We start from the raw sequence: 19,497 nt of genomic DNA, 5'->3' as shown, positions 1-19,497 counted from the left end.
ATCAAGTGTAATGCAAATCCTGCTGCAGCGTTTAGACATTTGCGGGATGAAAGCTGAATAAACTGAAAAAATGCGATAAAAAACGTGCCGAAGCGCTATTTTCAGCAGTTATCCTGGCGTGCAGGTAGTGATAATGCATTACAGCAGCGTTAAAAAGCGCAGCATCCCCCGACGGGCCCAGCCGGCGAGAGCAGATGAAAATAGCTGCGGGTACTGCCTTTCAGCTTGAGTTAAGCAGGGAACTGTGCGACACAGAGGGCAGAAATCTGTCAGGTCCACGATGCAGTGGAAAAAAACGAACAAGGAGAGCGTTGTGTTGTTACTTACCCCGAAAAAGCGCTGGCTGGCGCTGCTGGTTTTGCTGGTGCCGATGCTGGCGCAGGCGTGGCAAACCGATCGCAGCTATCGCTTCAGCATCCTGCATACCAACGATCATCATGGCCATTTCTGGAGTAACGCGCAGGGTGAGTATGGGCTGGCAGCACAAAAGAGCCTGATGGACCAGCAGCGTTATGATGTCCAGGCGCGCGGAGGGGGTGCGCTCATCCTCTCCGCCGGGGATATCAATACCGGCGTGCCGGAGTCAGATGTGCTGAACGCAGAGCCTGACATTCGCGGCATGAATCTGGTGGGTTATGACGCTATGGCGCTGGGAAACCACGAATTTGACAAGCCTCTGAGCGTGCTGGAACAGCAGAAAAAGTGGGCGCGTTTTCCCTTTCTCGCGGCGAATATCTATCAAAAAGGCAGCGATCGGCGGCTGTTTTCGCCCTGGGCCATATTTAACCGTATGGGCCTGAAAATAGCGGTTATCGGGCTGACCACTACGGATACGCTGCGTATTACCAACCCGGAAAATGTCGCAGAGCTTGAGATCCGCGATCCGGTCAAAGAGACGCTGAAAGCGGTAGCGGAGCTGCGCGCCACGGAAAAGCCTGATGTGATCATCGCGCTGACGCATATGGGACATTATGACGACGGTCAGCACGGCAGTAACGCACCGGGCGACGTTGAGCTGGCGCGCAGCCTGCCGCCCGGCACCCTGAGTGTTATCGTAGGCGGTCACTCGCACGATGCCGTCTGTATGGCGCAGGCTAACCGCAGCGTGCCGGATTATCAGCCAGGCCAGCCCTGCCAGCCCGATCGGCAGAATGGCGTCTGGATCATGCAGGCTAAAGAGTGGGGCAAATATGTGGGTCGCGGCGATTTTACCTTTCGCAACGGTGAGCTGACGCTGGAAAATTATCAGCTCATCCCGGTTAACCTGAAGCATAAAGTCACCAACCAGGATGGCAGCGAAACCTGGCTGCCTTATCAGGAGCCGATTGTACCCAATACCGCGATGATGAAGCTGCTGACCCCTTTCCAGCTGCGCGCCGGTAAACAGCTGGATGTCGCCGTTGGCCGCAGTGACGGGCTGTTTGTCGGCGAGCGCAATAAAGTCCGCTTTGAGCAGACCAATCTGGCGCAGCTGATCCTGCGAGCGCAGATCGCCGCGACCAAAGCGGATGTGGCGGTGATCAGCGGCGGCGGCATCCGCACATCGCTTCCGGCAGGCGAGCTGCGCCTGCGCGATCTGCTGCAGGTGCAGCCGTTTGGCAATCAGGTGGTGTCGGTCACGCTGAGCGGTGAGGAACTGCAGGCATATCTTGCCCGCATCGCCAATATCAAAGCTAACTCCGGCGGCTTTGCGCAGCTGGCCGGCGTCAGCCTGGTGGCCGACGGCACCTCAGTGAGTGATGTCAAAATCAACGGTAAGCCGCTGGAGAAGACAAAAACCTATCGTCTCGCCACTAACAGCTTTAACGCCAGCGGCGGCGACGGCTATCCGCCGCTGACGGCGCGCGCGGGCTACCGCAACAGCGGTCTGCGCGATGCTGACGTGCTGCGCGACTATATTACTCAGCATTCGCCGCTAAAAATCGCTGATTTTGTGCCGCCAGCCGTCGTGCATCTGACTGACGAGCAGGTACGCGAGCGTGACAAGGCGCTGGAAAAGCAGCGCAAGCGCAGCTATCCGCGTATGTTCCTGGCATGGATCTGGCCGCGCGCGGCGCAGGATTAAGCGTAACCGGCGCGCTGCTTCCGGCCGGAGGCAGCGCGCGCCCGGCATCAGGCGCGGCAGGATGGCTGCGCAAACCAGCGCAGGCGCAGCTTATCCCAGACCCAGTTGTAAACCATGGTGTAGGGCAGGAAAAACAGAAAGAATCCCACCTCCACTAAAAAGGCGTTAAGCAGCGAAATATGCAACATGCCGGCGGCGATCGGCAGGCCTATCAGGATAAATCCCCCTTCAAAACAGAGCGCATGCAGGGCACGCAGCCCCAGCCCGCGCTTCTGATGCGGCGGCCAGATGCGATCGAACAGGGTGTTATAGATCATGTTCCACAGCATCGCGACGGTAGAAAGGGCAATCGCCAGCGTGCCCATCTGGAACAGCGGCTTGTCCATAATCCATGCTGCCAGCGGCGCGATAGTCACAATCGCCAGGCCCTCAAAGCCCACGGCGTGCAGAATGCGTTCTTTCAGCGAACGGGTACGCATAAATACCTCCGGTTACGTAATAACGCGCATTTTCGCACTGCATGCATCTGAGATAAAATGAGTGTCTATCGAAAAAAACGATGGTAAACCATGAAATACTCTCCGGAATCCCTTGAGGCATTTGTCCAGACTGTTGCGAGCGGCTCTTTCTCTGCTGCTGCCCGCGCACTGGCAAAAAGCCAGTCCACCGTCAGTGCTGCCATCGCTAACCTTGAAATCGATCTAGGCTTTGCGCTGTTTGACCGCCGCGGCCGTCAGCCGGTGCTGACACCGCAGGGTGAACGCGCGCTGGCTCAGGTGCAGCAGATCCTGGCCGCCAGTCAGCGGCTGGATGAACTGGCGCTGCGTCTGTCGCAGGGTGTTGAGCCGCGCCTGAGTCTGGCCATTTCCGATTTCTGGCAGGCCGATCACCATGAACATCTGCTGACGCGGTTTGATGCCCGCTACCCCGATATCGACTTTGAATGCATGATTGCAGAGGATGAGGATGTACTGGATCTGCTGCAGGCGGGGCGGGTGCACCTGGGCGTGGTCCGCACTCAGCCTGCGCTGCCGCCCGATCTGGCGGTAGCCCGGCTGCAGGTGGAGGCGCAGATGGCGATCTTTCTGCATCAGGATCACGCGCTGTCGCAGCTGGCTCAGGTGAGTGAGGCGCAGCTCAGCGAGCTGCGGCAGCTGCGGCTGAACACCTGGGTACAGACGCGCGGACCGCTGCCGGCGGCGGGGCGAACCTGGTCAGCGCCGACGTATCTGCTGCTGCTGGAGATGGCGGAGCAGGGGTTTGGCTGGAGCGTACTGCCGCGCTGGCTGGTGGATCAGTTTGGTCATCAGGTCCTGAAAGAGCTATGCGTTCCCGGCTGGCCGCAGCATATTGCGGTAGATGTGGTCTGGTCGCGACGTAATCCGCCCGGCCCGGCCGGGCGCTGGATGATCGATCAGCTTTGCGCGCAGCAGCCCGATTAATCGCAGCGTGCCACGTCGGCCAGTGTGGCATTCAGCAGCCGCGCCAGATCCTCTGCAGCCAGTTCAATGTCGAGGCCGCGTTTACCGCCAGAGATAAATATGGTGGCAAACTCTGCGGCCTGCCGATCGATTACCGTTGGCAGGCGCTTTTTCTGGCCCAGCGGACTGATGCCGCCCAGCAGGTAGCCGGTGACGCGCTGCGCCAGCTGCGGATCGGCCATCTCTGCTCGCTTTGCGCCCAGCGCTTTCGCCACTTTTTTTAGATCAAGCTGGGATGCAACCGGCGTAACCGCCACCGCCAGCGCTTTCGCATCGCCGTTCAGCGCGACCAGCAGCGTTTTAAACACCTGGCGCGCATCAAGGTTGAGCTTGCGCACCGCTTCATCGCCAAAATGCGTTTCATGGCTGTCATGCTCATAGGGGTGCAGCGTAAACGCCACGCCGTTTTTTTCCAGAAGTTTGACTGCAGGGGTCATCATTAATCCTTACGACAAAAATTCTTCTCAAAGATTGCGCTAATAACAGTGGCGAAAATCTGAACTTTGCGCGAGAATTGTCCCGCGCCACTCACCCTGGCGATAACCAAAATCATAAACAAATTCCTCTTTGACAGGTCGATAGTGATATCGGCCTTCTTTTTTTGTCTTATCCTTCGGCCACTCCTGAGCAGCGCAGGTGTCGCGTTACGGCTGCTTCTGTTTTAGCAGGCCGGGCAGATTATCATCGCCATAGAGATGCAGCGCGCCGACGGCCACCAGATAGCGACCCGATGGCAGCGCCAGCAGCTGTTCGCGCCATTGCTGGTTACGGTTACGCATCAGCGTATCGCTCAGCTCGCTGCCAAAGGTCGCGGGCAGCGCTACCGGCTGCTGCGCGGGCGGCGCTTCAAGCCACCAGCTGATCATCGTCTGCAGCAGCCGCGCATTGGTATGCCAGTGCTCAAGCGTATCCACCAGCAGCGCCCGACCCTCCTGCGGCAGGGATTTCAGCAGCGCGATCTGCGTCTCCGGCCCTTCCAGCTCAATGATCGGCTTGCCCGCTGCCTTTGCGGCCTGCAGCAGCTGATAATCGATACCATACTCCGGACGCAGTCCGAGCCGCTGCGCCTGGTGCGCCTGCAGCATCAGCGCTATCTGCCAGCAGGGCAGGGTATCAAAGAGATCACTCTCCAGCCCCAGATCCTGACAGAGCGTCTGCAGCCGCGTCAGCGTGGCGCTCTCCAGCCGGGTGTGCAGCGGCGGCAAATCTGCGGTATCCGCAAAAGGAGAGCCGCCGCGCGTGATGTCCGCTTCAACAATCAGCGCATCCGCTTTCTGCAGCTGACGCAGCAGGCCGGCTGGCAGAGGCTGCATGTTGCGTGTGCCCATATGGATACTGCCGGTCAGATGCAGCAGCCGGTCGCCCAGACGCATATCCATTGCCGGCCAGCGGTAGGCAGACGGAAAAAGCGCGGCGATCCGCTGCCAGAGACGTTGCCAGATAGGGCTGTTCATGTCCGCTCCTGTTACGGTTAAACCGTCATGCTAACGATTTATTTCGGCTAAAAACAGCGCGCTGGCTGCTATTACCGGTCGGGCGGAGTGAAACGCAGCAGGCGGTTTGCATTGCTGACGACGGTGATGGAAGAGAGGGCCATTGCTGCCCCCGCGACAATCGGGCTCAGCAGCAGGCCGGTAAAGGGATAGAGCACGCCCGCCGCAATCGGAATACCCAGGCTGTTATACACAAATGCGCCCAGCAGATTCTGGCGCATATTGCGCAGCGTGGCCTGCGAAATCGCCAGGGCATCCGCTACCCCATGCAGGTCGTTACGCATCAGCGTAAGCGGCGCCGTTTCGACCGCGACATCGCTGCCGCTGCCCATCGCAATACCGGTATCCGCCTGCGCTAACGCTGGCGCATCGTTGATGCCATCTCCTATCATCATCACCCGGCGCCCCTGCTGCTGCAGGCGGCTTATGGCTTCTGCTTTACCCTCTGGCAGCACGCCGGCGATCACTTCATCAATTCCCGCTTCAGCAGCGATCGCGCGGGCTGTGGCCTGATGATCGCCCGTCAGCATCACCAGCCGGTAGCCAGCCTGATGCAGCCGCTGCAGTGCCGCTTTACTCTCCGGCCGCAGATTATCGCGCAGCGCAATCAGGCCCAGCAGCTGGTGCGCGTCGGCCAGCAGCACTGGCGTAGCACCGCTTGCCGCGATGCGTTCGATATCTGCCCGGGCGGCGTCATAGTTAATCTGCTGCTCATCAAGCAGGGCCGTGTTGCCCAGCAGCAGGGTCTGACCTGCCACCTGCGCGCTCACGCCCCTGCCGCGCAGCGTCCGGAAGCGGGTGATCTCTGCTGCCGGCGGCTGCGGCGCGGCAGCGAGGATCGCGCTGGCAAGCGGATGCGTGGATCCCTGCTCCAGCTCCGCTGCGGCCTGCAGGATCTGCTGTTGATCCCGGTCAGCATAGCAGCAGATCTCGCCGATCTGCGGCGATCCCTGCGTCAGCGTACCGGTTTTATCAAACACCAGCGTGTCAGTTTCGCTGGCGTGCTGCAGCGCGTCGGCATCGCGCACCAGGATACCCAGCTCTGCCGCACGGCCGGTGCCGGCGATGATCGACATCGGCGTGGCCAGCCCCAGCGCACAGGGACAGGCGATGATCAGGACGGTAGTGATGATCACCAGCGCATAGGCGAGCTGCGGCTGTGGCCCAATCAGATACCAGGTGAGGCCGCTCAGCAGCGCAATCGCTACCACAACCGGTACGAAAACGGCAGAGATGCGATCGGCGAGGCGGCCAATCTCCGGCTTGCTGCTTTGCGCCTGACGCACCAGATTAATAATACGTGCCAGCGTGGTGTGGCTGCCGGTGGCGCTGGCGATAAAGCGCAGCGTGCCATCCTGCACCACCGTGCCGGCATAGACTTTGCTGCCAGGCGCTTTTTCCTGCGGCACGGCTTCGCCGGTCAGCATCGCTTCATCGCACCATGCCTCTCCCTGCGTGACGTCGCCATCCACCGGTACCCGATCGCCGGTGACCAGCTTCAGAGTCATACCGGCGGTGACGGCGCTCAGCGGCAGCTGCTGCTCACCCTGTTCGGTGACCACGCACGCCTGCGCCGGCGTCAGATCCAGCAGCCGCTCCAGCGCGCGCGAGGCGCGCTGACGGGCACGCTGTTCCAGCGCGTGCCCGAGGTTAATCAGGCCGATGATCATGACGCTGGCTTCAAAGTAGAGGTGGCGTGCCTGCAGCGGAAAAAATTCCGGCCACAGCGCCACGCTTATCGAATAGAGCCAGGCAGCGCCGGTGCCGAGCGCCACCAGCGTATCCATGGTGGCGGTGGCTAATCGCAGGCTGCGCCAGGCGCTGCGGTAAAAGTGGCCGCCGGCAATGATCATGACCAGCAGCGTGGCAACGCCCAGCGTACGCCACAGCGTCTGATTCTCCGGCGTCAGCATCATATGATCGCCCGCCATGCCCCAGAACATCATCGGCACGCCAAACCCCAGCGCCAGCGCCGACTGCCAGCTGAAGCGGCGCATCGCCTGCCGCGCGTTCGCCTGCTGACGCTCGCGCCGGCGCTGTTCATCCTCAATCACTTCAGCGCTGTAGCCTGCCTTGTCTACGGCGGCAATCAGCGCCGGTGCGTTAACCTCACCCAGCACCAGCGCGCTGCGTTCACCGAGGTTAACGCGTGCTTCCGTGACGCCGGATACCGCGCGCAGCGCGTTCTCTACCCGGCTGACGCAGCTGGCGCAGCTCATGCCATCAATCAGCAGATGCTGTACCGGCAGCGCCGCTTCTGCCGGCTGAGAGGCCGTTGTCAGCGCCTCCGGCGGCGGCTCCTGAGCTGTCAACGGATCAGACTTTGGGGATGTTGCCTCAGGCTGCAGCGTGGCGTGGTAGCCAGCCTGCTCTACGGTTGCGATCAGCTCGCTGGCGCTGGCCGTCCCGGTCACGCGTGCCTCCTGCTGCGTGACCTCCGCCTGCTCGACGTCGCTGCGCTGTTCCAGCGCCTCTTTAACCCGTTTGACACAGTGGCCGCAGGAAAGCCCCTCCAGCGCCAGCGTTTGTCTGTCTGACATGATAGTCTCCTTAGTGAACAGAGTTGACCGGCTGCACCGGTTACAGTAGTTATAAGCGTAAACCTTCCATTCGGGGGAAGGTCAAGGAGCCGGCATGAATATCAGCGACGTTGCCAGAAAAACCGGGCTGACCAGTAAAGCGATCCGCTTTTATGAAGAGAAAGGGATCGTGACGCCGCCGCTGCGTAGCGGAAATGGCTACCGGCACTATGACGAACGCCATCTGGAAGAGCTGCATCTGCTGCGCCAGGCGCGCCAGGTTGGCTTTACGCTGGATGAGTGCCGCGAGCTGGTGGCGCTGTTCAACGATCCTGCGCGGCACAGCGCAGATGTCAAAGCGCGCACGCTGCAGAAGGCTGAAGAAATTGCAGCGCATATTGAGGAGCTGCACGCCATGCGGGCGCGCCTGCTGTCACTGGCAGAGGCGTGTCCCGGCGACGAGGGCGCCGAGTGCCCGATAATGAATCAGCTGGCGGGCTGCTGCGGTCACTCCGGCGGTAAACGCGGCTGAATCAGCAGCGTGATCCCTTCAACCGCCGTGACCGTCACCCGCGTGCCCGCCGGCAGATCGTCTGTTGCCTGTACGCGCCAGCTGCTGTCACCAATCTGTACATGTCCGATACCACTTTTAAGCGGCGTCTCCAGCGTCAGCTGCCGGCCAATCAGCTCTTTACCGCGCTGGTTCAGCGTGTTGGGTTGCTGCGTTGCAGCCTGATGGCGCATCCAGCCATACCAGCCCAGCGCACTCAGCAGCGTCAGCGCGGCAAACAGCAGCCCCTGACCAGCCCACGAGAAGGGCCACAGCCACTCGGCCAGGCCAACCAGCAGCGCCGCCATACCGCACCAGAGCAGATAACCGCTGGTGCCCAGCATTTCGGCTGCCAGCAGCAGCCCGCCCAGCGTCAGCCAGAACCAGTGCGGATGGGCAATCAGCTCCATCAGCATTACGGCCTCCGCTCCGCATGACGCTCTTTCAGCAGTTCACTGATGCCCGCTACCGAGCCGATCAGGCTGCTGGCATCGAGCGGCATCATCACCACTTTACTGTTGCCGGCTTCGCCAATTTTCTGCAGCGCATCAGTATATTTCTGCGCAACAAAGTAGTTAATGGCCTGGATATCACCGGCGGCGATCGCGTCAGACACCATGCGCGTGGCGTTCGCTTCCGCCTCTGCCTGCCGCTCACGCGCTTCGGCCTGTAAAAAAGCGGAGGTGCGCTCGCCTTCCGCTTTCAGAATCTGTGACTGCTTGTCGCCTTCAGCGCGCAGTATGGCGGCCTGACGCACGCCTTCAGCAGCCAGAATATCGGCGCGTTTGGTACGCTCAGCTTTCATCTGCGCATTCATGGCAGCGATCAGCTCCTGCGGTGGCCGCACATCGCGGATCTCAATGCGGGTAATTTTGACGCCCCAGGGGTTTGTCGCTTCATCAACGATATGCAGCAGGCGGGTGTTGATGTTGTCACGCTGCGACAGCATCTCATCCAGCTCCATGCCGCCAAGGACCGTGCGAATGTTAGTCATCGTGAGGTTGATTATCGCCAGCTCCAGATTGCTGACCTCATAGGCGGCACGCGCCGGGTCAACGACCTGAATAAAGCAGACGGCATCAATGGTGACGTTGGCGTTATCTTTGGAGATGATCTCCTGAGAAGGGATATCGAGCACCTGCTCCATCATATTGATGCGGCGACCCACGCGATCCATAAACGGCACCACCAGGTTAAGCCCCGGCGAGAGCGTACGGGTGTAGCGTCCGAAGCGCTCTACCGTCCACTGATAGCCCTGCGGAACAATCTTGATACCGGCCCATACAATCACCAGCACCAGCACGATGATAACAGGAATAGCGGTCAGCATATAACCTCCTGGCTGTCAGATAACCGGGCCGAGTCGCTTCGGCCCGTCTGCGTATCCGTCAGTAGAGCAGCGAATAGAGCTGTCGGCGATAGCGCGAGGCGAGGGCGTCGCCGGTGCCAAGCGCGGCCAGGATCTCCTGGAACATTTTGCGCACTTCACCGTCACCGGCAGCGAGATCGCTTTTCAGAAAGCCCAGCAGCAGCTCCAGCGCCTCTTCATTACGCCCAACCTGATGCAGCTGTAACGCAAGTTTAGCAGCCAGGGTCGCGTTCTGCGGCTCGGCGTTCAGCTGCTCCTGCAGCAGCTGGATCTCAGGCGTATCCGCCGCCTGCTTCAGCAGGTCGATCTGTGAGACCAGGCTCTGATAGCGTGTATCCTGATCCTGCAGCGGCACCACATCCAGCACCGCTTCCGCTTCATCACTGCGGTTCAGGGCGATCAGCACTTCTGCCAGCAGAAAGCCAATCTCACTGTTTTTATTGCTCAGCTGCCAGGCATCTTTCAGCAGCGGCAGCGCCTCCAGCGGCTTGTTCTGCTGCATCAGTTCCATAGCCTGCTGCGCTTTCAGCTCCTCTTCGCGCGGCAGAACTTTTTCCAGTAGCGCGCGGATCGCCTCTTCCGGCTGCGGGCCCTGGAAACCATCTACCGGCTGTCCGTTCTGGAACAGATAAACCGTGGGCAGCGAGCGCAGACCGAACTGTGATGCCACCGCGGGCTCGTTGTCGCAATCGAGTTTTGCCAGCAGGAACTGGCCGGCATACTCCTGTGCCAGACGCTCCAGCACCGGGGTAAGCTGCAGGCAGTGCTGGCTGCGTTCAGACCAGAAATAGAACAGAACCGGCAGCTGCATGGATTGCTCCAGCGTCTGCTGCAAATTGGACTCATTGATGTCGGTGATCAAAGCGTGTGACATGAAAAACGCTCCTGGCAGAAAGTGTAAAGAGAATATGGGGATAAAGTGTCCCGCTTCAAGCGCTGACTGATGTTACCGCTCAGTTGCTGCACAAAATGCGATCCAGCATCCAGCCCGGCAGCAGTCGTTTCAGAAAACTCATGCCCCAGGCCACCAGCGTAACCGGATAGCGCAGCCGAGGGTGACGGCTCTCCAGCGCATGGCGCAGTTTGGGCAGAATCGCTTCCGGCGGCAGGGTAAAACGCGCTGCGATACCGGGATTCTGCACCGGCTTCTCCTGTTCACCCTGCTGCACGTTATCAGTGAAGCGCGTGGCGATCGGTCCTGGCTCTATCAGGCTGACGCGCACGCCGCTGGCGCGCACCTCCATACGCAGCGCATCGCTCCACGCCTCCAGCGCCCACTTGCTGGCGGCATAGGCGCCACGCCCCGGGGTGGAGATCAGTCCCAGCACCGAGCTGGTATTGATAATGCGGCCGTCGCCGCTGTTCTGCAGCGCCGGCAGCAGCCGCATCGTCAGCTGATGGGTACCAAAAAGGTTGGTGGAGAACTGCTTTTCAAGCTGCTGGCGGCTGACGCTGCTCAGCGGCCCATACTGGCCAAATCCGCCGTTATTAAATAGCCCGTGCAGGCAATGCCCGGTGAGTGCCAGCACCTGTTCTGCCGCGGCATCCACACTTGCGGCATCGTCGAGGTCGAGCAGGATGCCGGTATATCCCAGAGCAGTCATCCGCGCAACATCCTCGGCGCGGCGGCAGGCGGCAAGCACGTGGTAGCCGCGCGCCTGCAAATCGCTGGCGGCTGCCAGCCCGATACCGCTGGAGCAGCCGGTGATCAAAACCGATTTTTGCATTTCTTTACCTGTCAAATAGCACGACTTAGCGCGAGTCATGCTTAACTAGCGGAGCCAGCGCGTCAGCCATAATGCCGGCAATAAACGGCTGCGCATCCGGATTGGGGTGAATACCATCCTGCTGCATCCACTCCGGCTTCAGATAGACCTGCTCCATAAAAAAGGGCACCAGCGGCAGGCTGTACTCTTCCGCCAGGCGCGGATAGATGGCGCTGAACGCTTCAGTGTATCGTCGTCCATAATTAGCAGGCAGCCGGATCTGCATCAGCAGCGGCTGCGCGTCAGCGGCTTTCACCGCAAGGATAATCGCACGCAGATCCTGCGCGATAGCCTGCGGCGGAAAACCGCGTAAACCATCATTACCGCCCAGTTCGATTAACACCCAGCGCGGCTGATGCTGTTTTAATAGTGCAGGCAGCCGTGCCAGACCCTGTCCGGCGGTATCACCGCTGATGCTGGCGTTGACGACGTTGGGCTGCTGCTGCCAGCGCGTGCTGAGCAGGGCAGGCCAGGCGGCGCTGGCAGACATCCGGTAGCCGGCGCTCAGGCTGTCACCTAATACCATCAGCGTATCGGCTGCAGCGATGCGCGATACCAGCAGCAGCACCACACACAGGAAGGGATAATGCCAGCGGAAAACATTGTTGCGGTTCATCATCTTACTAAGTCCGTCGGTCAGGGTGAGCATCAGCTCTCAATCCTTACCGGAGTTGAGCTGGTTGTCAAACCAGCCGAAACGCTCGCGCTGATTGGCGAATCGGGATCGGGGAAGTCGACGCTGCTGGGGATCCTCGCCGGGCTGGATGATGGCAGCAGCGGCGAGGTTCATCTGCTGGGTCAGCCGCTGCACCGCATGAACGAAGAGCAGCGCGCGGCGCTGCGCGCACGCGAAGTCGGTTTTGTGTTTCAGTCATTTATGCTGGTGCCCACGCTAAATGCGCTGGAGAACGTGCAGCTGCCGGCGCTGCTGCGCGGCGAGAGCGATCGCGACAGCCGGGCACAGGCCAGCGAGCTGCTGGCGCAGCTTGGCCTGAAAGCGCGCCTGCATCATCTTCCTGCACAGCTTTCAGGAGGCGAACAGCAGCGGGTGGCGCTGGCGCGCGCATTTAGCGGGCGTCCCGGCCTGCTGTTTGCGGATGAGCCCACCGGTAATCTCGATCGTCAGACCGGGGAGCGCATTGCCGATCTGCTGTTCTCGCTCAACCGTGATTACGCCACAACGCTGATCCTGGTGACCCATGATGAGCAGCTGGCCGCGCGCTGCGATCGGCGGCTGCGGCTGCGTGACGGCAAGCTGTGGGAGGAGGCATGATCTGGCGCTGGTTCTGGCGCGAATGGCGCTCGCCTTCGCTGCTGATTGTCTGGCTGGCGCTGACGCTGGCGGTGGCCTGCGTGCTGGCTTTGGGTTCCATCAGCGATCGCATGGAGAAAGGACTCAGCCAGCAGAGCCGCGACTTTATGGCGGGCGATCGTACGCTGCGCAGCAGCCGGCCGGTGCCGGAAGCCTGGCTGACGCAGGCGCGTGAGGAGGGATTAGCGATCAGCCGTCAACTCAGCTTCACCACTATGACCTTTGCGCGGGAGACGCCGCAGCTGGCAGATGTTAAAGCGGTGGATGACGCCTATCCGATGTTTGGTACATTGCAGACCGAGCCACCGGGCCTGCGTCCGGCGGCAGGCAGCGTGCTGGTCGCCGCGCGTCTGCTGGCGCTGCTGGATCTGCGCGTCGGCGATCCGATAGAGGTCGGCGACGCCACGCTGCGCATTGCCGGTACGGTGATCCAGGAGCCGGACAGCGGATTCAATCCCTTCCAGACGGCGCCTCGTCTGTTAATGAACCTGGCGGACGTTGAAAAAACCGGCGCCGTTCAGCCCGGCAGCCGCCTGAGCTGGCGCTATAAGTTTTCCGGCGACGCCGCACCGCTGGCGCGCTACGATCGCTGGATCGAGCCGCGCCTTAAAGGGGGCGAACGCTGGATAAGCACCGAAAACTCAGAGGATGCGCTGGGCCGTTCCATGCAGCGCGCGCAGCAGTTTCTGCTGCTGTCGGCATTACTGACGCTGCTACTGGCCATCGCGGCCGTGGCGGTAGCGATGAGCCACTACTGCCGCAGCCGTTACGATCTGGTGGCGGTGCTGAAAACGCTGGGGGCCACGCGACGTGCACTGCAGCGGCTGATTATCGGCCAGTGGCTGGCGGTGCTGCTGTTAGCGGGCGTGACCGGCAGCGCGCTGGGGCAGGGGATCGAACTGCTGCTGCTTACCCTGCTGAAGCCGGTGCTGCCCGCATCGCTGCCTGCCGCCAGCCTCTGGCCATGGCTCTGGGCGCTGGGCACCATGTTTGTTATTTCCCTGCTGGTGGGGCTGCGTCCTTATCGTCTGCTGATGGCGACCCAGCCGCTGCGCGTACTGCGGCGCGATGCGGTGGCGCGCGTCTGGCCGCTGCGCGTCTATCTGCCGGCGATGGCGCTGGTGGTGGTGCTGCTGCTGGCGCTGCTGCTGGGGGGCAGCAAAATGCTCTGGGCGCTGCTCACCGGCATCGTACTGCTGGCGCTGCTGCTCGCCGTGCTGGGCTGGGGTACGCTGCTGCTGCTGCGCCGGCTGGTCGTGCGTAACCTGGCGCTGCGGCTGGCCATTAACCGTCTGCTGCGACAGCCGGCAATGACGCTGAGCCAGCTGGCCGCGTTCTCGCTCTCTTTTATGCTGCTGGCGCTGCTGCTGGTTATGCGCGGCGATCTGCTCGATCGCTGGCAGCAGCAGCTGCCGCCGGATGCACCAAACTATTTTCTGCTGAATATTACGCAGGCGCAGGTGCCACAGGTGCGTGACTTTTTGCAGCAGCATCAGATCAAACCGGAAACCTTTTATCCCGTCGTGCGCGCGCGTCTGGTTGAGCTGAACGGCAAAGCTGCCGATCCGCGTCAGGATAATGCGCTGAACCGCGAGCTCAATCTGACCTGGCAGGCGCAGCGGCCGGATCACAACCCGCTGCTTGCCGGCAGCTGGCCCCCGCGGCCAGGGGAGGTTTCGATTGAAGCCGAACTGGCGCAGCGGCTGGGCGTTAAGCCAGGGGATGAGCTGACCTTTAGCGGCGATACGCAGACGTTCAGCGCGCGCATCAGCAGTCTGCGTAAGGTGGACTGGGAGAGCCTGCGGCCTAACTTCTTTTTTATCTTCCCGCCCGGCGCGCTGGAGCAGCAGCCGCAGACATGGCTGACCAGCTTCCGCATGGCGAATAATCCGGCGCTGCTGGCGCAGCTGAACCGGACGTTCCCGACGCTGAGCCTGCTCGATATTGGCAGCATCATGAAACAGATTGGCCAGGTGCTGGCGCAGGTGAGTCAGGCGCTGGAAATCATGGTGGTGCTGGTGACGCTGTGCGGTGTCCTGCTGCTGCTGGCGCAGATCCAGATCGGCATGCGCCAGCGTCGTCAGGAGCTGGTGGTGTATCGCACGCTGGGCGCGAGCAAACGTCTGCTGCGCGGCACGCTGTGGTGTGAGTTTGCTCTGCTCGGCGTGGTTTCCGGAATAGCGGCTGCGCTGGGTGCAGAGGCCGCGCTGTGGGCACTGCAGCGTAAAATTTTCGATTTTCCCTGGCAGCCCGACTGGACGCTGTGGTTTGCGCTACCGCTGTGCGGAGCGCTTCTGCTGTCGCTGTGCGGCGGCTGGCTGGGCGTGCGACTGCTGAAGGGCAAAGCGCTGTTCCGGCGCTTTGAAGCGGCGTAATCAGGATCCCTCTGTCTGAGGGATCCCGTCAGCAACTCAGAGCTTCGCCTGCGCCCAGGCGAGGCCCGAGGCGTATTCCGGCGGCAGCAGCGGCTGCAGCGCGTGCAGGGCAGTGGCAAGACGTGATGGCTCACTGTCAGTGAGATTCAGGTGTCCCACCTTGCGGCCAGGCCGGACCTCTTTGCCATACCAGTGCAGATGCACCAGCGGCTGCGCCAGCCAGGCGTGGTTTACGTCGCTGCCGATCAGATTCACCATCACCGAGGGTGCGAATACCGCCGGCTGCGGCAGCGGCAGGCCAAGAATGGCGCGCAGATGCAGCTCAAACTGGCTGATGGACGCGCCGTTCTGCGTCCAGTGACCGCTGTTGTGCACGCGCGGTGCCAGCTCATTGATCAGCAGTCCCTGCGGCGTGATAAAGCACTCCATCGCCATGACGCCCACGTAATCCAGCGCCTGCATAATGGCGCGCAGCATGGTTTCCGCCTGCTGCTGCTGTGCACTATCCGCCTGCGGGAACGCCACGCTGGTGCGCAGAATGCCCTCTTCGTGCAGGTTGTGTGTCAGCGGGTAGAATACCATGCTGCCATCCTGACCGCGCGCGCCTACCAGCGAAACCTCACCGCTAAAATTTATGCCCTGTTCAACAATGCACTCGCCATAGCACTCAGCGGGTAACGTCTCTGTTTCATCCGCCCGCAGCCGCCACTGGCCGCGACCGTCATAACCGCCGGTGCGGCGTTTGACAATCGCCAGTTCGCCCAGCTTCTCAAACACCGCCGGCCACTCATCAGGTGCGGCCAGCAGCTGCCACGGTGCGGTAGCCAGACCAAGCTCATCCAGCAGCTGCTTCTGCGTCAAACGGTCGGCAAGGCGCGGGAAGATATCGCGGTTCACAAAGGCGGGGTGGCGGGCGAGCTCGCGCGTCAGGGCGGTTTCCGGCCAGCGTTCAATCTCGGCGGTGATCACGCTCTCTGCAATGGGCAGCGAGGCGGGCTCCGCATCCAGTCCCACCGGATAGACCGCAATGCCCAGCGGCTCAGCCGCCTGGCGCAGCATACGGCCCAGCTGACCGTTACCCAGTACGCATACCGGCTTCATGCCTCACCCCGCGGATCCGGATTCTCCAGCACCTCATCGGTCTGCGCCTGGCGCCACGCGGTGAGACGCGATGCCAGTGCCGCATCGTGGGTGGCCAGGATCTGCGCGGCCAGCAGCGCCGCGTTGGCTGCGCCCGCTTTGCCAATGGCCAGCGTACCCACCGGAATGCCGCGCGGCATCTGTACAATCGAGTAGAGGCTGTCAACACCGCTCAGCGCGGCGCTCTGCACCGGTACGCCCAGCACCGGCACCAGCGTTTTTGCTGCGATCATGCCGGGCAGATGCGCAGCACCGCCGGCGCCCGCAATAATCACCTGGTAGCCATGCGCAGCGGCACCTTCAGCAAAACTGAACAGCTTGTCCGGGGTGCGGTGGGCAGAAACCACCTCCACGTGAAAGGGAACGTCCAGGCTGTTGAGAATTTCCTCGGCGAACTGCATGGTAGCCCAGTCACTTCTGGAACCCATGACGATAGCGATACGAGCCGGGGCGGCAGTGGATGACATGCGGTCAACTCCTGTGAATAGACAAACGAACCTGGCCGGTGAGGCAGGTAAGAAGGGCACAGAGGATAGCATGAGATAGCAGCAAGGAAAACGGTTGCGCGGCCAGAAAACGGGCAATTGCACCCGTAAAATCAGAAGGGGAAGGCGATCAGTTTTATGCCGCTGGCGTCCAGCTGGATCATCGAGCCTGCGTTGTGCCATGCCCCAAGAACAGCGCGCTGCGCGGGAAGGCCATTCAGAGAGAGCGTGTGGATTTCCGGCCGGTGCGTATGGCCGTGGATCAGCAGCGGAGCCTGCTGGCGCTGCATGGCTGCTGCCACCGCCTGCGGGTTTACATCCATAATGGCCAGCGATTTATGCTGGTTCGCCTGCCGGCTGCCGGCGCGCATTCTGGTCGCGATGCGCAACCGCAGACGCAGTGGCAACGCCAGAAACAGCCGCTGCAGCCAGCGCTGGTGGACCTTTGCGCGAAAGCGCTGATAGCCAGCATCGTCCGTGCAGAGCGTGTCGCCGTGCATAATCAGCACGCGCTGACCATACAGCTCCAGCACCTTCTCCTCCGGCAATAGCGTCATGCCGCTGGCGCGGGCAAAGCGCTTGCCCAACAGGAAATCGCGGTTGCCGTGAATAAAATAGACCGGCACCGGCAGGGCGCGCAGGGCGGTGGCGATCTGCTGATGCAGCGGATTAGGATCGTCATCGCCAATCCAGGCTTCAAACAGATCGCCCAGGATGTAAAGCGCCTCGCACTGCCGCGCTTCACCCTGCAAAAAATGCAGAAAACCGGCAGTAATTGCCGGTTCTTCCTGACACAGATGGAGATCTGCGATAAACAGCGTGCGCGACATTACTCGCTGACGGTCACTTTCTGGATGACAACGTCTTCGGTCGGCACGTCCTGATGCATACCGCTGCGGCCGGTTTTCACCGCTTTGATTTTTTCGACGACATCCATACCTTCAACCACTTCAGCAAACACGCAGTAACCCCAGCCCTGCAGGCTTTCGTCGCGGAAGTTCAGGAAGTCGTTGTCAGCAACGTTGATAAAGAACTGTGCGGTTGCCGAGTGCGGAGCCTGAGTGCGCGCCATCGCCAGCGTGCCTTTGGTGTTTTTCAGGCCGTTGTTCGCTTCGTTGCGGATTTCAGCTTTGGTAGCTTTCTGCTTCATGCCCGGTTCGAAACCGCCGCCCTGAACCATAAAGCCATTGATGACACGGTGGAAAATAGTGTTGTCATAAAAACCTTCACGGCAGTAGTCCAGGAAGTTCTGTACGGTGGCCGGCGCTTTATCATCAAAGGTTTTGATTACGATATCGCCATGGTTCGTCTGGAAAGTGACCATTATATTCGTCCTGTGGAGGTTGTATTCAGTATCAGTTGCCGCGTTCGCATGCGGACGGGCATTTTGTCGACGCCTCTTATAACATAATTTCCCGGAACGCGTCAGCAAGGCAACGGCATCTGGTATCTCAGCGATGCACAAGTCAGAAAAATACGGCACAATATCAGGCTACCAAAGAAGGCGTCTCCCGCACACGATAAAAACGGAACCGTTCAATGCTAAAGATCTATAACACCCTGAGTCGACAGAAAGAGGAATTTAAACCTATTCATGCTGGTGAAATCGGCATGTACGTGTGTGGTATTACGGTTTACGACCTCTGTCATATCGGCCATGGGCGTACGTTTGTGGCATTTGACGTGGTGGCGCGTTACCTGCGCTATATTGGCTATCAGCTGAAGTATGTGCGTAATATCACTGATATTGATGACAAAATTATTCGCCGCGCTAACGAAAATGGCGAAACCATTGAGACGCTGACCAACCGCATGATTGCGGAGATGCACCAGGATTTTGCCGCGCTGGGCATCCTGCCGCCGGATCTGGAACCACGCGCCACGCGCCATATTGCGGAAATTATTGAGCTGGTGGAGCGGCTGATTGAACGCGGTCACGCCTACGTGGCGGAGAACGGCGATGTGATGTTTGATGTGCTGAGCGATACCGATTATGGCGCGCTGTCGCGTCAGGATCTGGAGCAGCTGCAGGCGGGTGCCCGTGTGGAAGTGGCAGAGGTAAAACGCAACCCGATGGATTTCGTGCTGTGGAAGATGTCCAAAGCCGATGAGCCGTCGTGGGAATCGCCGTGGGGCAACGGTCGTCCGGGCTGGCACATCGAGTGCTCCGCCATGAACTGCAAGCAGCTTGGCAGCCACTTTGATATTCACGGCGGCGGCTCTGACCTGATGTTTCCGCACCATGAAAATGAAGTGGCGCAGTCCACCTGCGCGCATGACGGTCCCTATGTCAATTACTGGATGCACTCCGGCATGGTGATGGTTGACCGTGAGAAGATGTCAAAATCACTCGGCAACTTCTTCACCGTGCGCGATGTGCTGCAGCACTACGACGCCGAAACCGTACGCTATTTCCTGATGTCAGGCCACTATCGCAGCCAGCTTAACTACGGCGAAGATAACCTCAACCAGGCACGTGCGGCGCTGGAGCGTCTGTATACCGCACTGCGGCATACCGATACCGGCGCGCAGCCTGCCGGTGGCGAAGCTTTTGAAGCGCGTTTCCGCGCGGCGATGGATGATGACTTCAACACGCCTGAAGCCTACTCGGTGCTGTTTGATATGGCGCGCGACGTGAACCGCCTGAAGAGTGAAGATAAAGCGGCGGCTGACGGGCTGGCGGCCAGATTGCGCGAGCTGGCGAATGTGCTGGGGATCTTGCAGCAGGATCCGGAGCTGTTCCTGCAGAGCGGAGCGCAGACGAATAATGACGAAGTCGCAGAGATTGAGCAGCTGATCAAAATGCGCAACGACGCGCGTCAGGCGAAAGACTGGGCGCAGGCGGATGTGGCGCGTGACCGGCTCAACGCGCTCGGCATTGTGCTGGAAGATGGTCCGCAGGGCACCACCTGGCGACGTAAATAAGAAAAAAGGGCGAACCC

General features: G+C 60.7%; 19 protein-coding genes. 6 read left to right on the top strand and 13 right to left on the bottom strand.

Annotation, left to right across the window (positions count from 1 at the left end):
- Positions 1–370: 370 nt before the first annotated feature.
- Complete coding sequence (gene ushA / locus DBY66_RS06655; RefSeq protein WP_233499576.1) at positions 371–2,065, top strand: bifunctional UDP-sugar hydrolase/5'-nucleotidase UshA; 1,695 nt, start codon at positions 371–373, stop codon at positions 2,063–2,065.
- A gap of 47 nt (positions 2,066–2,112) precedes the next feature.
- Here ushA and DBY66_RS06650 read toward each other — a convergent pair whose 3' ends face one another.
- Positions 2,113–2,544, bottom strand: a complete 432-nt coding sequence (locus tag DBY66_RS06650; RefSeq protein WP_039383032.1) for a multidrug/biocide efflux PACE transporter — start codon at positions 2,542–2,544, stop codon at positions 2,113–2,115.
- Positions 2,545–2,634: 90 nt separating this feature from the next.
- Here DBY66_RS06650 and DBY66_RS06645 point away from each other — a divergent pair, with 90 nt between their 5' ends.
- The gene (locus DBY66_RS06645; RefSeq protein WP_108569672.1) at positions 2,635–3,507 is read left to right on the top strand and encodes a LysR family transcriptional regulator; all 873 of its coding nucleotides are present in this window, start codon (positions 2,635–2,637) and stop codon (positions 3,505–3,507) included.
- Here the strand turns inward: DBY66_RS06645 and ybaK are convergent.
- From ybaK to copA, 3 genes are all read right to left on the bottom strand, one after another.
- Positions 3,504–3,983, bottom strand: a complete 480-nt coding sequence (ybaK, locus tag DBY66_RS06640) for a Cys-tRNA(Pro)/Cys-tRNA(Cys) deacylase YbaK (RefSeq protein ID WP_104084634.1) — start codon at positions 3,981–3,983, stop codon at positions 3,504–3,506. The genes DBY66_RS06645 and ybaK overlap by 4 nt on opposite strands.
- 207 nt (positions 3,984–4,190) lie before the next feature.
- Entirely contained in the window at positions 4,191–5,000 is an 810-nt protein-coding gene (locus tag DBY66_RS06635) for a TraB/GumN family protein (RefSeq protein WP_104084635.1), read from the bottom strand.
- A 71-nt stretch (positions 5,001–5,071) separates the two neighbouring features.
- The gene (copA, locus tag DBY66_RS06630) at positions 5,072–7,579 is read right to left on the bottom strand and encodes a copper-exporting P-type ATPase CopA (protein WP_108569673.1); all 2,508 of its coding nucleotides are present in this window, start codon (positions 7,577–7,579) and stop codon (positions 5,072–5,074) included.
- 94 nt (positions 7,580–7,673) lie between these two features.
- Here copA and cueR point away from each other — a divergent pair, with 94 nt between their 5' ends.
- Positions 7,674–8,090 carry a Cu(I)-responsive transcriptional regulator gene (gene cueR / locus DBY66_RS06625; protein WP_071668947.1) on the top strand — a complete coding sequence of 139 codons (417 nt, stop codon included), beginning with the start codon at positions 7,674–7,676 and terminating at the stop codon, positions 8,088–8,090.
- Here cueR and DBY66_RS06620 read toward each other — a convergent pair.
- The 5 genes from DBY66_RS06620 to tesA form a co-directional block, all read right to left on the bottom strand.
- On the bottom strand, positions 8,066–8,524 hold the full coding sequence (locus tag DBY66_RS06620) for an NfeD family protein (protein WP_071668948.1): 459 nt from the start codon (positions 8,522–8,524) through the stop codon (positions 8,066–8,068). The genes cueR and DBY66_RS06620 overlap by 25 nt on opposite strands.
- The gene (locus tag DBY66_RS06615) at positions 8,524–9,438 is read right to left on the bottom strand and encodes an SPFH domain-containing protein (protein ID WP_104084637.1); all 915 of its coding nucleotides are present in this window, start codon (positions 9,436–9,438) and stop codon (positions 8,524–8,526) included. The genes DBY66_RS06620 and DBY66_RS06615 overlap by 1 nt, the downstream gene beginning before the upstream one ends.
- Before the next feature lie 58 nt (positions 9,439–9,496).
- On the bottom strand, positions 9,497–10,351 hold the full coding sequence (locus tag DBY66_RS06610) for a co-chaperone YbbN (protein WP_094111783.1): 855 nt from the start codon (positions 10,349–10,351) through the stop codon (positions 9,497–9,499).
- Between the two features lie 79 nt (positions 10,352–10,430).
- Positions 10,431–11,204, bottom strand: coding sequence for an SDR family oxidoreductase (locus tag DBY66_RS06605; RefSeq protein WP_104084638.1), 774 nt, complete (start codon positions 11,202–11,204; stop codon positions 10,431–10,433).
- Between the two features lie 25 nt (positions 11,205–11,229).
- On the bottom strand, positions 11,230–11,862 hold the full coding sequence (gene tesA / locus DBY66_RS06600) for a multifunctional acyl-CoA thioesterase I/protease I/lysophospholipase L1 (RefSeq protein ID WP_139803627.1): 633 nt from the start codon (positions 11,860–11,862) through the stop codon (positions 11,230–11,232).
- Between tesA and ybbA the strand changes: the two genes are divergently transcribed.
- Positions 11,830–12,516: a putative ABC transporter ATP-binding protein YbbA gene (gene ybbA / locus DBY66_RS06595; RefSeq protein ID WP_039383054.1), complete on the top strand. Its 687-nt coding sequence runs from the start codon at positions 11,830–11,832 to the stop codon at positions 12,514–12,516. The two genes, tesA and ybbA, sit on opposite strands and share 33 nt — an antisense overlap.
- Positions 12,513–14,930: a putative ABC transporter permease subunit YbbP gene (ybbP, locus tag DBY66_RS06590; RefSeq protein ID WP_104084640.1), complete on the top strand. Its 2,418-nt coding sequence runs from the start codon at positions 12,513–12,515 to the stop codon at positions 14,928–14,930. The genes ybbA and ybbP overlap by 4 nt, the downstream gene beginning before the upstream one ends.
- Before the next feature lie 36 nt (positions 14,931–14,966).
- Here ybbP and purK read toward each other — a convergent pair whose 3' ends face one another.
- From purK to ppiB, 4 genes are all read right to left on the bottom strand, one after another.
- A complete protein-coding gene (purK, locus tag DBY66_RS06585; protein WP_039383059.1) occupies positions 14,967–16,031 on the bottom strand; it encodes a 5-(carboxyamino)imidazole ribonucleotide synthase in 1,065 nt (354 codons plus the stop codon).
- Positions 16,028–16,537 (bottom strand): 5-(carboxyamino)imidazole ribonucleotide mutase, encoded by a 510-nt coding sequence (gene purE / locus DBY66_RS06580; protein WP_039383061.1) that lies wholly within the window; start codon positions 16,535–16,537, stop codon positions 16,028–16,030. Before purE ends, purK begins: the two co-directional genes overlap by 4 nt.
- 131 nt (positions 16,538–16,668) lie before the next feature.
- Positions 16,669–17,385 (bottom strand): UDP-2,3-diacylglucosamine diphosphatase, encoded by a 717-nt coding sequence (gene lpxH / locus DBY66_RS06575; protein ID WP_094111780.1) that lies wholly within the window; start codon positions 17,383–17,385, stop codon positions 16,669–16,671.
- Positions 17,385–17,879, bottom strand: a complete 495-nt coding sequence (gene ppiB / locus DBY66_RS06570) for a peptidylprolyl isomerase B (protein ID WP_039383066.1) — start codon at positions 17,877–17,879, stop codon at positions 17,385–17,387. The genes lpxH and ppiB overlap by 1 nt, the downstream gene beginning before the upstream one ends.
- A 215-nt stretch (positions 17,880–18,094) precedes the next feature.
- Between ppiB and cysS the strand changes: the two genes are divergently transcribed.
- Complete coding sequence (gene cysS / locus DBY66_RS06565; RefSeq protein ID WP_094111779.1) at positions 18,095–19,480, top strand: cysteine--tRNA ligase; 1,386 nt, start codon at positions 18,095–18,097, stop codon at positions 19,478–19,480.
- Positions 19,481–19,497: the final 17 nt, after the last annotated feature.

Origin of the sequence: Pantoea sp. RIT413 (assembly GCF_003057675.2) — a bacterium.
GTDB classification, from domain to species: Bacteria; Pseudomonadota; Gammaproteobacteria; order Enterobacterales; family Enterobacteriaceae; genus Pantoea; species Pantoea eucrina.
The sequence above is the reverse complement of the archived record's forward strand: the minus strand, read 5'-3'. Positions and strand labels throughout refer to the sequence as shown.

What these genes read in the sequence shown, in the direction of transcription:
- ushA (WP_233499576.1), top strand. Translation starts at nt 371, where the DNA reads ATGCTGGCGCAGGCGTGGCAAACCGATCGCAGCTATCGCTTCAGCATC.
- DBY66_RS06650 (WP_039383032.1), bottom strand. Translation starts at nt 2,544, where the DNA reads ATGCGTACCCGTTCGCTGAAAGAACGCATTCTGCACGCCGTGGGCTTT.
- DBY66_RS06645 (WP_108569672.1), top strand. Translation starts at nt 2,635, where the DNA reads ATGAAATACTCTCCGGAATCCCTTGAGGCATTTGTCCAGACTGTTGCG.
- ybaK (WP_104084634.1), bottom strand. Translation starts at nt 3,983, where the DNA reads ATGACCCCTGCAGTCAAACTTCTGGAAAAAAACGGCGTGGCGTTTACG.
- DBY66_RS06635 (WP_104084635.1), bottom strand. Translation starts at nt 5,000, where the DNA reads ATGAACAGCCCTATCTGGCAACGTCTCTGGCAGCGGATCGCCGCGCTT.
- copA (WP_108569673.1), bottom strand. Translation starts at nt 7,579, where the DNA reads ATGTCAGACAGACAAACGCTGGCGCTGGAGGGGCTTTCCTGCGGCCAC.
- cueR (WP_071668947.1), top strand. Translation starts at nt 7,674, where the DNA reads ATGAATATCAGCGACGTTGCCAGAAAAACCGGGCTGACCAGTAAAGCG.
- DBY66_RS06620 (WP_071668948.1), bottom strand. Translation starts at nt 8,524, where the DNA reads ATGCTGATGGAGCTGATTGCCCATCCGCACTGGTTCTGGCTGACGCTG.
- DBY66_RS06615 (WP_104084637.1), bottom strand. Translation starts at nt 9,438, where the DNA reads ATGCTGACCGCTATTCCTGTTATCATCGTGCTGGTGCTGGTGATTGTA.
- DBY66_RS06610 (WP_094111783.1), bottom strand. Translation starts at nt 10,351, where the DNA reads ATGTCACACGCTTTGATCACCGACATCAATGAGTCCAATTTGCAGCAG.
- DBY66_RS06605 (WP_104084638.1), bottom strand. Translation starts at nt 11,204, where the DNA reads ATGCAAAAATCGGTTTTGATCACCGGCTGCTCCAGCGGTATCGGGCTG.
- ybbA (WP_039383054.1), top strand. Translation starts at nt 11,830, where the DNA reads ATGCCAGCGGAAAACATTGTTGCGGTTCATCATCTTACTAAGTCCGTC.
- tesA (WP_139803627.1), bottom strand. Translation starts at nt 11,862, where the DNA reads ATGATGAACCGCAACAATGTTTTCCGCTGGCATTATCCCTTCCTGTGT.
- ybbP (WP_104084640.1), top strand. Translation starts at nt 12,513, where the DNA reads ATGATCTGGCGCTGGTTCTGGCGCGAATGGCGCTCGCCTTCGCTGCTG.
- purK (WP_039383059.1), bottom strand. Translation starts at nt 16,031, where the DNA reads ATGAAGCCGGTATGCGTACTGGGTAACGGTCAGCTGGGCCGTATGCTG.
- purE (WP_039383061.1), bottom strand. Translation starts at nt 16,537, where the DNA reads ATGTCATCCACTGCCGCCCCGGCTCGTATCGCTATCGTCATGGGTTCC.
- lpxH (WP_094111780.1), bottom strand. Translation starts at nt 17,385, where the DNA reads ATGTCGCGCACGCTGTTTATCGCAGATCTCCATCTGTGTCAGGAAGAA.
- ppiB (WP_039383066.1), bottom strand. Translation starts at nt 17,879, where the DNA reads ATGGTCACTTTCCAGACGAACCATGGCGATATCGTAATCAAAACCTTT.
- cysS (WP_094111779.1), top strand. Translation starts at nt 18,095, where the DNA reads ATGCTAAAGATCTATAACACCCTGAGTCGACAGAAAGAGGAATTTAAA.